This is a genomic window from Peribacillus sp. NPDC055009, from assembly GCF_053608705.1.
This window is the reverse complement of the sequence record NZ_JBSGVZ010000001.1, coordinates 363,281-376,603: the sequence shown is the minus strand read 5'-3', so window position 1 is coordinate 376,603 and position 13,323 is coordinate 363,281. Positions and strand designations below refer to the sequence as shown.

Genomic DNA, 13,323 nt, shown 5'->3' with positions numbered 1-13,323 from the left:
CACTTCAAATTTTTTAAAAAGGTTAAATTTCATTAATGATATGATACTATTAAACCAAGACCTTTTAACCCCATAAGGAGGAATTCATATGAAACGTTTTTTCAAATTCATAACAGATTTTAACGAAAGAAAAGCACTGGAACGGGAAACCGATGAATTCTTTCGCAAAGAATACGAAAATTATATGAAGATGAATCCTGACAATCAAGGAAAAAGAAGGAGATTAACTCCTAGATTTTATGTGATTGATGGCGGTAAAAAGGGCTCCAACCTTGAAATTTCTGACAGAAAGAAATCCAGTTGACCTGATTCCTTCCATAATCAGCTACCCAGGCTGCAGCTCAAGACTCCCCAACGTTAAATCTCCAGATGAACGGAGATTCGTGACCATTCCATTATTTTCAATATATAAGCCGAAAGCTCAGAAATGCTTCTGGGCTTTTTTATTTTGCATTCATCTATAAACACTATATCTATAGAAGAAACTAGGTATTTTTTTAAAAAATGGGTTAACTTTAGTTTATTTCATGTTTTAGGTAAAAGATCAATGATAGACCCATGGGTATTACCTAAGGAAAAAACCGGTAAATATCAAAAAAAAGAGATGTGTTCTTTTACTCATCTTTATCCATATTCAAAAGAGTTCAACTAATTGAGTCGTTAGATGCAATATTTCACATTGAATTACAAATGCATAAAAATTGTTACGTTTATGTCAAACAATGGGTAGAAACAATTAATAAACTGTAATAAACCTCACTTTTCAAAAACAATTATTATTCAAATATAGCCATTATGAATTAGGTTTAAATGCTCATGAATCTATTTTGATTCTAACCAAAATGGGTTTTTATTAAACTTTCCATAATTTAGTGTAAATAAACCGAGGATTCCCTTGATTTCCAGCCATATCTTTGTACTCATAAAACAATTTATCCCATTAGATACTATTACACTCCAATATACATTTATTTGAAAAAGCTGATAATAACTATATTGCAATAGAATAATTGACTCTTGCCTATTAAGTTTAAAATCATGTAGTGTGTATTCAGTAAATCAAATATTTAAAAAAAGAGAGGTTAAAAAATGGCACCAATATTTATTTGTGCGATCTTTTTGCTTGGCTATGGCATTTTCGAACAAAAGCGCCATCAGAAGCGTCTCGACTCCATCCCGGTACGTGTGAATGTGAATGGGATCCGAGGGAAATCGACTGTAACGCGTCTGATTACAGGTGTGATCCAGGAAGCTAAGTACAAAACAGTAGGTAAAACAACCGGTACATCAGCAAGAATGATCTATTGGTTTACCGACAAGGAAAAACCGATTGTACGCCGACCGGAAGGACCCAACATAGGAGAACAACGGCGTGTAATTAAAGAAGTTGCCGATTTAGGAACCGAGGCGTTGGTTTGTGAATGTATGGCCGTACAGCCTGACTATCAACTAATCTTCCAAAACAAAATGATCCAAGCAAACATCGGGGTCATCGTGAATGTATTGGAAGACCATATGGATGTCATGGGACCGACTTTGGATGAGGTTGCTGAAGCCTTCACCGCTACCATTCCCTATAATGGTCACTTAATAACCATCGAAAGTGAATACTTGGACTTTTTCAAGCAAATTGCCAAAGAACGCAACACAAAAGTGATTGTTGCAGATAACTCCAGAATTTCGGAAGAATTTCTACGCGAATTCGACTATATGGTATTTCCGGATAATGCATCCCTGGCATTGGCCGTTGCGGAAGCTTTGGGCATTGATGAAAAAACAGCATTTCGCGGCATGTTGAATGCGCATCCCGATCCAGGTGCCATGCGGATCACCAAATTCGGAGATCCCATCCAGCCAACTTTCTTTGTCAATGGCTTTGCTGCCAATGACGCGTCATCGACGTTGAACATCTGGGAACGAGTCAATACATTCGGATACAGCACAGAACCTCCTATCGTCATCATGAATTGCCGTCCCGACCGTGTGGACCGTACCGAGCAATTTGCTAGAGATGTATTGCCTTACATAAAATCTGAAATCGTCATATCCATTGGTGAAACCACATCACCGATCACTCGGGCATTCGAGCAAGGTAAATTGGATACAAAAGAGTATTGGGATTTGGAAAACTGGTCAACTGAAGAAATCGTGGCCCGCCTCCGCCCAATGATGAAAAATCGCATCGTCTACGGTGTCGGGAATATTCACGGTGCAGCGGAACCATTAATTGAAGCATTCATGAAATCTAAAACGAAGCAAAAAGCGAGTTAAGTAGGAGGAACCTTAATGTTTGGATCGGATTTATATGTAGCCCTAGTGCTAGGAGTTACGCTTAGCCTTATATTTTCAGAAAAAACGGGTGTCGTACCCGCAGGACTTATCGTGCCAGGTTATTTGGCATTGGTATTTGACCAATGGGAAATCATGCTGACCATCCTGATCATCAGTGTCGTAACTTATTTAATCGTCACTCATGGTCTTTCAAGATGGGTGATTTTATATGGAAGAAGAAAATTCGCAGCCATGATGGTGACCGGGATTTGCTTGAAGCTCCTATTGGACTTAGTCTACCCCGTCATGCCATTTGAAATATTCGAGTTTCGGGGAATCGGTATAATCGTACCTGGATTGATAGCGAATACGATTCAAAGACAAGGAATGCCATTGACACTTGGCAGCACGCTTTTATTATCCGGCTTGACTTTCGGTTTAATGAACGTGTACTACCTATTCTGAGGTGCAAAAAATGAAACGGACTTTAAATGCAAAAGAAAAAACACTTATCTTTATTAAACGCACTAAGAAAAAGAATCTTAAATACTCTGGAATCATACTACCTATATTACTAATCGCTTTGGTCATCACCACTTGGATGGGACGGGCTGAAGAAGTGAAAACAACCGCTCCAAAATCCGATCAACCATTGACTATGACAATGGTCGGTGATGTGATGATGGGACGTTATGTTGAAGAAGTGACGGAAAGGCACGGGTATGAATACCTCTTCCGGTATATGAAGCCATATTTCGCCAATTCAGATTATGTCAGTGGGAATTATGAACATACCTCTTTAAAAGAAGAGGTATCTAACTACAAGGAAGCAGATACGCCCATCCGGTTAAACTCCAATACTAGTGGTGTGGAAGCCGTTAAAGATGCTGGCTTCTCTGTGATGTCTTTGGCAAATAACCATATGATGGACTATGAAGAACAAGGACTCCTTGACACGATTGATGAATTCAAAAGTGCAGATATGCACTATGTCGGTGTTGGATCGAACACTGCGGAAGCTAAAAATAGCATCGACTATGCGGATGTTGATGGCGTACGTGTCGCAACACTTGGCTTCACAGATGTTTACGGTAAGGATGCCGTGTCAAAAAATGATAAAGCCGGACTATTGAACTCCAACCCTGATTTATTATTTGAAATGATCGGCAAAGCAAGGAATGCCAAGCAAGGCAACGCAGACTTGGTTGTGGTGAATATGCACTGGGGACAAGAGTATTCAACATCAACCACCGCTCGTCAAAAAGACTTGGCTAAAGCTATCATCGATGCGGGGGCTGACATCATCATCGGCCATCACCCCCACGTGCTTCAATCGTTTGATGTTTATAAAGATGGAATCATTTTCTATAGTTTAGGAAATTTCATATTCGATCAAGGCTGGACACGCACAAAGGATTCGGCCATGGTTCAATACCATTTAGCGGAAGACGGAAAAGCTACAATCGATGTCGTTCCACTTCAAATTGAAGAAGCAACACCAAGGCCAGCTACCTCTTCAATCGACAAATCACGTGTTTACCGGCAGTTGACGAAGGAAACGAGTGAAAAGGTCCAGTGGTCGAAAAAAGAGGATCGCATCGAGATTACCTTGGATCACAAAAAGGTAATCGACCATAAGGCACAACGTGAACAAGAAGCAAAAGCAGCGAAGGAAGCAAAGGAAAAGAAAAAAGCTGCACAAGAGAAAAAGGCAGCACAAGCTATACAACAGGACATCCAGCCCATTCAGTAAGGATCGATTGGATACTACTATGTGAAAAGAGAAACAACTTGGAAGCTCAACGAGAAGGGGGAATAATCGATGATTAACCGTATGACGAGAAAAGTGCTCATTCCCATTAGCATACTCATATATATTGCTGGATGTTCGAAGACACCCCCTATTTCTGACACGAATGATCCGATAGAGAGTAAAACGGAACAATCATATGGGGTCAGTTCTTCAAACCCAATCGCAATAGATGTAGGGATGGATATATTAAAAAATGGTGGAACGGCGGCGGATGCCGCCATTGCGGTATCCTATGTATTAGGTGTAGTTGAACCTTATGGATCTGGCGTGGGTGGCGGCGGCGGTATGCTGATTGCCCCGGAATCCGGCGATCCCAATTTTATCGATTATCGTGAATCCTCTCCGGAAGACCCAAGTTCAAGACACGATACAGGGATTCCAGGCTTAGTGGCCGGCATGCAGGTTATAAGTGATAAGTATGGGAGCGTACCGATGGAGGATCTTCTTCAGCCGGCGATAGATCTGGCTGAAGACGGATTTGAAGTCGACAAATCGTTATCATCACGCTTAGAAGCAGCTCAGCCAAGGATATCTTCCGATGCGACTTCTCTTTTTTATCCTGATGGTGATGCCATTGAACCAGGCAAAACTCTCGTCCAAGAAAGACTTGCTGAAACATTGAAGCAGATTCAAAAGGAAGGTCCTGATGGTTTTTATAAAGGGGAAATTGCACGGGATATTAAAAGAGAATCAGATATCGACTTGATGGATTTAAAACGCTATGAGGTGAAGGAACGTAAGCCGGTCCAAGGAGCATTTGCCGGTTATGATGTTTTTACCGCCCCTCCGCCCTTTTCAGGAATTACAGTTCTTGAAATGTTAAAGCTCGCCGAGGAAATGAACCTAGGTGATACTTCAAGCAAATCAGCTTATATGAAAGTCTTGGGGGGCATCACGGATACTGCTTATCAAGATCGGTCCGCCCATGTTGGAGATGGAATAAGTCACTCTAAAGCGGAAAAATTGCTCTCCCCCATTCATTTGGATAATCTTAAAAATAAGATCAAAAGTGAAAAATGGGACGATAAAGAATCGAATGGTTCAGAAGAACATGAAAGTACGACACACTTTGTGATAATGGACAAGTATGGCACTGTCGTTTCAACAACAAATACGCTCAGTAACTTTTTCGGATCTGGGGATTATACGAATGGATTTTTCCTTAACGATCAATTGAAAAATTTCCGGTCCGGCTTGAATTCTCAAGAGGCATATAAACGGTCAAGAACTTTCACCGCTCCGACCATTCTCAAGAAACCAGGGCAGGAATCGATTGGGATCGGCTCACCAGGAGGGGATAGGATTCCGCAAGTATTGATGCAGGTTCTTTATTCTTACACAGAGAATGAAGGCCCATTTCAGGATATCGTCGACCGTAATCGGTTCGTCTTTGATGGAAAGAAGATTTATACAGAATCCAGGCTTTCGGATGAAACAATATCAGAATTGGAAGATTCAGGATATGAAGTCATTCAGAAGATTTCCCCCATGTATTATGGCGGTGTTCAAGTACTTGTTAAAAACGAGAAAAATGGACAATTATCCGGAGCAGGGGATAAAAGAAGAAATGGAAGCTGGAAAGCTCAGCAATAAACGAGCAATCCAGCTCCTCCTTTTCTAAATATCATATGAATTTTAGCGATGTATAAGGGGACGTAGAATATGAATATCGTAAAAAAAATAACAAGCTGGGTCATACCCGTTTTTATAATAGCGGCCCTGCTTGTGACCATGAATACGTTTAAACGAACAGAAACTTTAACACCCGACGAGCAAAAAAAGATAGAACAATATACGACTGTCGAAAAATGAAAAAAGCCGGGGCATCCCCGCTTTTTTTATTTTTGCCGTCAACGAGTGAAAGATATACGGAGGATAACCATGAAGGAAAATAACTATACTGATTTTATTGAACTAGAGCAAAATGAACAAGAAGACCTCGATTACCGTATCATCGTTCATCACAGGAATCCTGATATTGCAGTTCTAGCCATACATGGCGGGAACATCGAACCAGGAACTAGCGAGATTGCAGCCGCACTTGGAGAGAGACTTTGTGCAAGCACCTATCTATTCGAAGGTCTTAAACCAAGGGGCAACCAGGTCCTCCATATAACATCCCGCTTGTTCAATGAACCGATCGGCGTTTCAATGGCAGCGAACGCACAAACCACCCTTTCCATCCATGGCCACTACGACGTACATAATGCGCTGATTTACTTTGGCGGAAGGAACGAACCCTTTAAGAACCTGATACAGCAATGCCTCAACAAAGCTGGATTCCAAACTGCTCATGCACCGCAGCACCTTTCAGGGATGAAAGGAAACAACATCACCAACATATCCAAAACGGGTGCAGGCGTGCAATTGGAACTTTCCACTAAGCTTAGAAAAAGCTTTTTCAAAGGTGATGACTTTACCAGTAAAAACAGGGTCAATCACTGTGATCTTTTTAAACGGTTCGTTACTGCCATTGAAAAAGCGACTCTTGAATATAAACAGATTGAATGATCTTCTTAGTCCATAAGGCTTTCAACTTGGCCGAAGCTTTCGAATTTCTCGGCAAAATAAACTGACGAAAGATTGGAGATATGAACGCCCGTGTTTTCCGTTGTATGGAGAAAACGGCCATCACCTAGATAAATACCTACGTGGGTCACACCCAGCCTTGTTCCTGTGTCCCTAAAAAACACTAAATCCCCTGCCTTTGGATTTTCGATTTTGGACAGTAATGAGAAGTAATCCGCTGCAGAACCCCGTTTTACTGAAAGGCCCTGTTCCTTCATGACCCAATAAATGAATCCGCTGCAATCCATTCCGATCATCGGATCTTCCCCACCGAAAACATAGTTGAATCCGCGTAGAGTGTATGCATACTTGATGACATCATATGCTTTATCATATGCAGCCTCCTGGTTTACATAAAACGGATACAACGGGTTGCTGTATAGTTGAAGATACTGCCCTTGCATCAATTCATCCGTACTTAAAGCGTTACGACTTTTGATCGTCCTCATGGAAATGCTGTAATTCTCCGATATACTTTTAAGCGTTTCTCCCGTTTGGACGATATGCTCTCCTTTAGGCGTATATGTTTTGTACGCCACTTGGTATTTTGCAAAGTAATCTTCTGTAGTGGATCTCACCTGCACCGTTTCCGCACCATATCCAGAATTGATAAATTGGTTTTTGCCGACATAAATACCCGCAGTCACGACTTTTAAGCTGTCTTTTTCCAGAAAGAATATAATATCCCCCGTTTTCGGAGTGGCTGTATCCATCCCTTGCTTATAAAAACCATCTACTGTCAAACGGTCGACCGGCACATTTTGCCGGGAAAGCACCCAATGAATCAATCCGCTCGAATCAAATCCTTTTTCAGGCGTCTCCTCTCCAGCTGTCTTTTTAAACCCTATAAAGGATTTCGCATAGTTTGCAATTTTTTTTCCTCTCTCCGACCATTGAAAGATGGAAGGAGTATACGCCGTGTGAATGATTGTCAACCTTTGGCCCGCAAATAACTTATCATCCGGTAAACCATTCGTTTTCATTAATTGTTCAGCCGATATCTCATATGTCTTGGCAATCGATTCAACCGTTTCGCCAGAGGTTACAGTATGGACAGGCTCTGCTGCCTCGGCCATTAAGCCAGGTAAAAAAGTGAAATTGATCATGAATACCAATGTAAGTATCATTCCGCTTAATTTTCCGTTAAACATTTTAACCTTCCTTTATAGCTGAAATATTTTTAAATATACGATGTTAAAGTAAACTCCATCACATGAATCTTTTATCCTATCATCCACCCAAAAAAAATGAGCCTTAACTCTCAACACTTCCATATTATCGGCGAACAGAATAAAACATTTAGCCTATTTTCACAAATTATCATCAATCCGATTCAATAAAACCACTTTAAAAACAAACCATTATTCCTATATTATGTTCTTTTACCGTCACAGTGTGACTTTCCCTATAGCTACCCAGGTCATGGAGAAATGTACATGGTTGGAATCGGAAAATTACTAGAAGATTTTATTTTTTTGGACAGAAAGGGTAAAGTTAGCTGAGGCCAGTGATGATAAAGTCGTACTAACGATATAGGAGTGAAGATATGCAACATAGTTTAGGAGGGGCAACGCATTTGAGGTTTTCATAAACAGACCTTGCTGTAACGTGATGAACTACACATATAGCTTGGCAACTCTAAAAAAGGATCAGGAACCCGAATCCATTGATATCACCCATCATCTAGCAGAAGAAAAAAGGGGAAAGCTTAAATGGCCTTCCCCTCGTTTCTATGAATCTATGGCATGTACACCGTTTTAATATGTGAAAGCTTCAAAAACACATGTTCTCCACTGGCTGTCGTTAATTCAACCAAGTTGTTTTCCGCCTTTTTAAGCATACCGATTTTCATCGGGTCCTCTCCCCCATCAAATACTACTAGCTTTCCTGCATTTTTCTTTAATTGGTCTTCCAAAGAACGCAGCATTGGCACATCTGAAGGGTTGACGGGAAAACTCTCTTTACTGAGTGTATAGGGTGTGGCATTTTGATTGTACGGGGTAAGCCATTTAAGGTGATGCAGCGAGACATACATCATTTTATATACAGGCGAGTAGAATGCAAAGTAATCATTGAAAACATTGGTTATATAGCCGTGTAAAGGAATGTGTCCAGCAACATGGATTTCTGAAAAAACCCCTTTTGCGTTCATTAGTGTTTTACGATAGGAAATCGACGCCATGTCTTCCATTATGGGGGACTCCATAGGATTTTTGATCTCGTTATCAATCTCTGTACTCAGATTGAATCTATGGACGTGCAGCATAGGAAAATACAAAAACTGCTGTCCATTGAACAACACTAGAATATCCGTGCTCAGATCAGTTAGAATTCCTTTGAAAGTTTTTTTTCCTGAGATTTGGACATCAATCTGTTTACCCAGTAATGCAAACGCATCACTCATTACTATCTCCTCCTAGGGGGTTATTCAGCTAAAAATCATTTGCACCCAATAAAATAATAAGAGCAGTGTCACCACTGTCGTTATTGGTATGACTATCAGGGTTACACTTAAATAATCTTTCCACTTAATTTTCACTTTGTTTTGTTTCAGGATGTGCATCCAGATAAGTGAGGCAAGAGTACCGATGGGCAATAACAATGATCCCATGTCACTACCGATTATATTAGCTAGATAGATAGTTTTTAATGTGACCGGATCCAGTCCCATTTCGGTTAAGGTAATGGTACCTATCATTAATGCTGGATGATTATTGAAGATGTTTGATAGAATCGAAACCAATCCTCCCATGACAAAGCTCGCACTCAGTAACCCTTGATTTACAATCGGTTCGCATATCTGTACGAGCATGTCTGTAAGGCCTACATTATGTAGACCATAAATGATCACATACATGGAGAATGCGAATATCAGGATGTGCCATGGGGTCTTTTTTAAGATATCGACAGGGTTTGTCCGTAAATGGTACCACCTCCAGATCAGTAAAGATAAAGAGCCAAGTACAGCAACCCACTCGATTGGAATGGAAAAATAAGAAGCTACAAAGAGTAAACAGCGCACCACGAACACATAGAGCAATACTTTCAACATGAATTTTGTGCGTTGCCTTTTTGTTTCAACCGTCACTTTCCCCTTTAGGGGGTGGAAATTCTTAGTGAAGAAACTTTCCTCAATGTCATAAGAAATTTTTGGAAGTTTCTTGGGCAATTTTTTCTTGACCACTACGAACATCAACCATGACATGAAGACCAACCCCAAAGTTGCAGGTACAAACATCATGGCAGTATGCATATAAAGCGTCATGTGCACAATTTTCAAAGCGATTAAATTAACAATATTACTCACACCAATAGGCGCACTTGAAGCTGTTGCAATCAATGCTCCACTCAAAAGATACGGGATGGCTTCATGCGGCTTTAATCTGAGATTTTTCAAAAGCAAGATCAAGATGGGGGTCGTAATCATGATGCTGCCGTCGTTATTGAATAACAAGGTCATTAAAAAGCACAATAATTGAATGTACCAATACAGACGATACCCCGATCCTTTGGCAAGGATCGCAAGTCTCGCAGCCGCCCAGTGAAAAAATCCGAAACTTTCCAAGATGACTGCCATGACAATCGTTGCCATGATGGTGATCGATGCGCCCCCGATTTTATTGATGATATCCAAAATATCGCCTTGGGATACTGTGCCATTCAGTAAAATTATCACTGCACCGATTGAAGCTGGCCATGCTTCATTGATACCTCCTGGCCTCCACAATATAACTATCATTGTCATGACGAACACAAAAATAGTCATTCCTATTTCGAAATGCATGTTGTTCTCCCCTTTTTGGGCCTTGAGCCATTGGACCCTACTTGTCCGATTCCTATATATTATTCCCCTTTGTAAAAAAAGCATGGATACTTGACCAGTCCTTCTAAATTGTACTTTTGTACTTCTAGTGATTTTGTCCACTAAAGAGAGATGCCCAGTTCACAGAAATCAGGGTCAATGGCAATACAACAAAGGGGAGACCACTTAGTGGCCTCCCCTTTTCGAAACACTTATGTTGTCCGTTCCTCTAATCCTTTATCTGAAATTCCCCGAGCGTATGCTCCAAATCATTTATTAACTGTGATAGCTGCTGTGTATATTGAGCTATTTCATTGGATGAAGCTGCTTGTTCCTCCATCGATGATGCAATTTCCTCTGATGAAGCTGTCGTTTGCTGAGATACGGCGGTGATTTCTTCTATTACTTTAATAACCGTTTCTTTCTGTTGATTGATGCTTTCAATGGATCGTGTTTCTTCCTGGATCGAATTAGAAATCTCCTCAACGGAATCCTCCAGCTCTTTCATGGCTTCACTTACCGTGATCACGGCATTTTTCTGATCCTTGCTGATTTGATTCGTTTCATTGGTCGTCCTCAGCAATTCCTCTGTATCTGACAGAATGCTTTGGATGATGGCTTGAATGTTTTTTGTAGCTTCTTTTGAATCATCAGCCAAGCTCCTTACTTCATTCGCCACAACAGCAAACCCTTTGCCGGACTCACCTGCCCTTGCCGCTTCTATGGATGCATTCAAAGATAACAAATTGGTTTGTTCCGATATTTTCGAGATGGCATTCGTGACATCGGAAATGGTTTTTGATTTTTCCACAAGTCTTAAGCTCATGCTGTTGACTGCAGCAAAAGCCATTTCTAATTTATGGTACGACGTTTCCAAGCCACTTACCTGTTGTTTCCCTGACTCTATTTTTTCAGATGCAAGCTCCAATACGGTTTGGGTCTCCCTCGATTTTTTTGATAACCCATCGATTTCGCCACTAAGAACCTGGATCGTGCCCGCACCATGCTCCACTTGTTCAGATTGATTCGATGCTCCCGCTGCAATCTCTTCTATCGCGCGTGAAACATCTGTAATGGCCGCACTATTCTCAGCAGCTATTTGGCTTAAGCCGGCATTGGCCTTTGTCACCGATTCCGCATTGCCGTTTACCTTGGTAACCAATCCTCTTAATTTCCCCAACATCGAGTTATAGCTTTTGCTTAAGTCCCCAATCTCATCATTGGATTTAATGGCAAATTCGGACACTAAATCCCCATTAGCTGTCTTTTCTATGATTTTTTGGAAGTCGGCCATGATCTTCGTTAACTTTCCTGCTAGATAAAGAGCACATGCCGTCCCGAATAGAAGACCTAAAATACCTGATATCACTACGATTCTATTAATGTCATCCAGCTTTGATTGCAGTATTTTATCTGGATTGAGCGCCAAAACCTTCCAGTTCACTTCAGGGACCGTACTCAATTCACCTGTATAATCTTCACCTTCCAACGTCAAGGCCTGATTCGCCTTGACGTTGCCATTATACATGTCGGCCACCCACTTGAACTCTGAATTGAATCGGTCAGTATCCGCCATGAAATCCTCCACACCTACTTCCATCCCGCTTTTTTCAGGATTCATATTCTTCCCGTCCATCCCCTGCATGAATGAACTCACAATAAAACCTTGTGAATCCAATATAACCAGATTGCTAGTGGACTCTTTTTCGATGGTTGTCCTCATTTTCCCGATTGTCGAAAGGTCGATGTCATAGCCCAGGGCTCCTGCCATTTTCCCGTCCGATAAAACGGGCGTTACAACGGAAGTCATGATCATCCCTGAAACTCCATCCTTATACACATCCATCCATTTCGTTTCTGGCCTTTCGGTCAGCTGCGTATATGTCTTGGTCTCCCTTGCATCCTGATTGAAATCCATTTGGGGCGAAGCATACAAGGAACCATCCGATCCATCCATATAATAAACAGAAATTAAATCTTCATTGTTCTTTTGAAATGCCTCTATCGTTTTTTGGATATCCTTGATTGAATCACCATTCTTGATCTGATTGGAAACTAGCTGTGATAACTGCTCTAGCGAATTCTCATACGTGGCCATGCTCAAATTGATTTGTGCCGCCGCATTTTGGGCCGAGCTTTTGTTGATGGATATACTATCTTCTTTAAAAATGGAGGTCACTTTTACCCCCATTATCGAAACGGATACGACAATAGCTAGAAAAACGGATGTGCATATAAATAATAACCATTTTATCCGGACCGATATCCTCCTCTTCACTTTTTCTTTCTTTTCAATCAATGAACTTCTCATTAATAATTTCCCCTTTTTATTTGACCTGCAAAAATGCTTCGCTTACCTGTGTGAAAACAAAGATTCAATCTATGCTCAAAATGGATCCTTCCTTATTTACGATCACTTACTTTATTTTTCCACATAAACATACTATATACCTAATCAAACCTTGTCAATTGCCAATTAAGGATAAATATGTAGGTACAAAGAACTTATTGCGTTTTCAAATTCAAAAAACCCTTGGATTACATAGAATCCAAGGGTTTCAAATGGGTAATAACAAGGTTAGCAGAAAACGAGATTTAGCGTAATGCTGCAGCTAGGCTCTCTCCGAATTCTTTTGCACCATCCGGACCATCACCTGTAATGATATCATCATGCGCAACGACATGCTGTTTTGCATATTCAACGGAATTGGCTTTCAATTCGTCAGGAACTTAGTGAACTCACTTTCCACTCCAGGCACTCGCTTTGCTCGGAGTCTCATACCTTCCGTTTTTCCAGTAAAACTTTAGACCGACAATAGAATATGTCGATCTGTTGGATTCGAAGCTGATCATTTCCCATGAAAAGGAA

General features: G+C 40.9%; 11 protein-coding genes and 1 pseudogene. 7 read left to right on the top strand and 5 right to left on the bottom strand.

All coding sequences use genetic code 11. The features are described from left to right. Positions 1-88 precede the first annotated feature (88 nt). The 7 genes from ACWF5P_RS01885 to ACWF5P_RS01855 all read left to right on the top strand — a co-directional run bounded on the left by ACWF5P_RS01885 (position 89) and on the right by ACWF5P_RS01855 (position 6,595). Positions 89-304, top strand: a complete 216-nt coding sequence (locus ACWF5P_RS01885) for a hypothetical protein (RefSeq protein WP_101223058.1) — start codon at positions 89-91, stop codon at positions 302-304. Between the two features lie 785 nt (positions 305-1,089). Beyond that, positions 1,090-2,271 (top strand): poly-gamma-glutamate synthase PgsB, encoded by a 1,182-nt coding sequence (pgsB, locus tag ACWF5P_RS01880; RefSeq protein ID WP_101223059.1) that lies wholly within the window; start codon positions 1,090-1,092, stop codon positions 2,269-2,271. 15 nt (positions 2,272-2,286) lie between these two features. Then, complete coding sequence (pgsC, locus tag ACWF5P_RS01875) at positions 2,287-2,736, top strand: poly-gamma-glutamate biosynthesis protein PgsC (RefSeq protein ID WP_048687555.1); 450 nt, start codon at positions 2,287-2,289, stop codon at positions 2,734-2,736. 10 nt (positions 2,737-2,746) lie between these two features. Next, positions 2,747-4,024 carry a CapA family protein gene (locus ACWF5P_RS01870; protein WP_434167608.1) on the top strand — a complete coding sequence of 426 codons (1,278 nt, stop codon included), beginning with the start codon at positions 2,747-2,749 and terminating at the stop codon, positions 4,022-4,024. Between the two features lie 69 nt (positions 4,025-4,093). Beyond that, complete coding sequence (locus ACWF5P_RS01865) at positions 4,094-5,677, top strand: gamma-glutamyltransferase family protein (protein ID WP_260358402.1); 1,584 nt, start codon at positions 4,094-4,096, stop codon at positions 5,675-5,677. Positions 5,678-5,746: 69 nt separating this feature from the next. Next, a complete protein-coding gene (locus ACWF5P_RS01860) occupies positions 5,747-5,896 on the top strand; it encodes a CapE family protein (RefSeq protein WP_157831026.1) in 150 nt (49 codons plus the stop codon). 69 nt (positions 5,897-5,965) lie between these two features. Further along, positions 5,966-6,595, top strand: a complete 630-nt coding sequence (locus ACWF5P_RS01855) for a poly-gamma-glutamate hydrolase family protein (protein ID WP_101223061.1) — start codon at positions 5,966-5,968, stop codon at positions 6,593-6,595. A gap of 5 nt (positions 6,596-6,600) precedes the next feature. Here ACWF5P_RS01855 and ACWF5P_RS01850 read toward each other — a convergent pair whose 3' ends face one another. The 5 genes and pseudogenes from ACWF5P_RS01850 to ACWF5P_RS01830 all read right to left on the bottom strand — a co-directional run. Next, on the bottom strand, positions 6,601-7,803 hold the full coding sequence (locus tag ACWF5P_RS01850) for a C40 family peptidase (RefSeq protein ID WP_260358404.1): 1,203 nt from the start codon (positions 7,801-7,803) through the stop codon (positions 6,601-6,603). Positions 7,804-8,390: 587 nt separating this feature from the next. Then, the gene (locus ACWF5P_RS01845; protein WP_434167609.1) at positions 8,391-9,056 is read right to left on the bottom strand and encodes a DUF2642 domain-containing protein; all 666 of its coding nucleotides are present in this window, start codon (positions 9,054-9,056) and stop codon (positions 8,391-8,393) included. A gap of 24 nt (positions 9,057-9,080) precedes the next feature. Next, the gene (locus ACWF5P_RS01840) at positions 9,081-10,436 is read right to left on the bottom strand and encodes an arsenic transporter (RefSeq protein WP_101223064.1); all 1,356 of its coding nucleotides are present in this window, start codon (positions 10,434-10,436) and stop codon (positions 9,081-9,083) included. 247 nt (positions 10,437-10,683) lie between these two features. Then, positions 10,684-12,765, bottom strand: a complete 2,082-nt coding sequence (locus ACWF5P_RS01835; RefSeq protein ID WP_452444531.1) for a methyl-accepting chemotaxis protein — start codon at positions 12,763-12,765, stop codon at positions 10,684-10,686. A 284-nt stretch (positions 12,766-13,049) separates the two neighbouring features. Next, a pseudogene (locus ACWF5P_RS01830) lies at positions 13,050-13,178 on the bottom strand (DJ-1/PfpI family protein); the annotation flags it as partial. Positions 13,179-13,323 lie beyond the last annotated feature (145 nt).